General features: G+C 35.3%; 2 protein-coding genes. Both read left to right on the top strand.

From position 1 onward, the window contains the following. Nucleotides 1-88: 88 nt before the first annotated feature. Entirely contained in the window at nucleotides 89-1,120 is a 1,032-nt protein-coding gene (locus F6K22_RS39575) for an adenylate/guanylate cyclase domain-containing protein (RefSeq protein ID WP_293110507.1), read from the top strand. Between the two features lie 291 nt (nucleotides 1,121-1,411). Continuing rightward, the coding region (locus F6K22_RS39570) for a PDC sensor domain-containing protein (RefSeq protein ID WP_483244205.1) at nucleotides 1,412-2,028 on the top strand (617 nt) is incomplete at its 3' end.

Genomic DNA, 2,028 nt, shown 5'->3' with positions numbered 1-2,028 from the left:
CCAAGATTGCTACAGGACTGAATCCTCTCGATCCCACAGATTGCCCGCCAAATCTGTGTCCCTTGCGCGGTAGTCTTATATTACGTCTGTGCGTGATACTAGTGAATTACCAATTCTCATGTTGACTGCTAAAAATCAAGTCTACGATCTAGTCGAAGGATTAAATGCTGGTGCTAATGACTATCTCACAAAACCTATATCTAAAAATGAACTAATGGCAAGACTGAAAACTCATCTCAGACTATCTCAAATTAACAATTCCTATAGTCGATTTGTACCCCATGAATTTCTCAAATTTCTCAGCAAAGACTCCATAATTGATGTCGAATTAGGCAACCATGTAAGTAAAGAAATGGCAGTAATGTTTTCTGATATTCGCTCCTTTACCGCTCTTTCAGAAACAATGACTCCCCAAGAAAACTTTAACTTTGTTAATTCATATTTAGGGCGTGTCAGTCCAAAAGTTAGAGATAATTATGGATTTATAGTCAAATATTTAGGAGATGGAATGATGGCAGTATTTCCCAATGGAGCAGATGACGCTGTTAAAGCTAGTATTGCCAAAATCAAAGAAGTTTTAGAATACAATATCATTAGAAAAAATCAAGGCTATAAACCTATTAAAGTGGGAATTGGAATTCACTTCGGACCAATGATGGTAGGAATGGTAGGAGAACAAGCAAGAATGCAAGGTGATGCTTTTTCAGATAACGTAAACTTAGCTTCCCGTTTAGAAGGACTAACAAAATTTTATGGAGTTTCTATTATAATTAGTGAAGCAGTATTTACTAATTTAGTAAATCCAAATCAATATCAAATTCGATTTTTAGATCGAGTCCTAGTTAAAGGGCGAAATCATCCTATTAAAATTTATGAAGTTATGGATGGAGAAACAGAATCTTTGCTAAACTTAAAAATACAAGTTCAGTCGGATTTTGAACAAGGAGTGTTATATTATCAACAGCAAGAATTTGTCATAGCAAAGAAATATTTCCAGAAAGTATTGACAGTAAATTCACATGATAAAACTACAGAAATTTATCTAGAACGAGTAAATAATTTTTTATCGGAAGGTGTACCTACTAACTGGCAAGGAATTACAAGCTGGAATCAAAAATAAAAACAGGAAATAGGGAATAGGGAATAGGGAATAGGGAATAGGGAGGAGTAATTGATAATTTATGGATAATAATAGATTTTATTTTTGATTTTTGGAGAAGTATAATAGCTGATAGCTAATAGCTGATGGCCGAATCCTTACAATAATAGTAAACTTAGGCAAATTTTATCTATAACAATAACAATGATGAATCTTAGAGAGCGAAAATGTTTTTCCAACTGTTCCCTGTTCCCTGTTCCCTGTTCCCTGCTGTATAATTGAACTTTAAGTACGAAGAAAGAAGCCGCCACCATGCAAAAGTCACCACTAAACCCTATATTTTGCAAACTTTCACCAAAACTTCCCCTGCGAGCTATAGTCATTGTCCCATTTGTATTGCAAATTATCTCAGCAGTATGGTTAGTGGGATATCTGTCATTTACAAATGGTAAGCGTGCAGTCAACGACTTAGCTAATCAATTACAAAACGAAATTACAGTCCGTATTCAGCAGAAACTGGATATTTATTTAGAGACTCCCCATTTAGTGAATCAACTAAATGTCAATGCTATTCGTCTTAATCAACTTAATATCCAAGCAACTAATGATGTGGAACGTCATTTATGGAATCAAATTCAGTCTTTTGATTCTATTGGTGTGATTGGGATTACATCTACATCAGGAACTATGGTTGCAGTTAGTCGCCAAGATAATAACGCATTAAATATAATTGTTACAGACAAATCTACAAACGGAGAACTTCACGAATATGCTACCGACAGTCAAGGGGGGCGAACTAACCGCACAAAAGTAGTTCCTCAATATGACTTCCGTCTGCGACCATGGTATCAAGATGGCATCGCTGCAGGTAAAGCAGCTTGGGGTAAGATGTTTACATCACTAATTGATAAAAAAGTAAAAATGATGGA

This window comes from Okeania sp. SIO2F4 (assembly GCF_010672385.1).
Taxonomy (GTDB): Bacteria; Cyanobacteriota; Cyanobacteriia; order Cyanobacteriales; family Microcoleaceae; genus Trichodesmium.
This window is presented reverse-complemented; position numbering and strand designations above follow the sequence as displayed.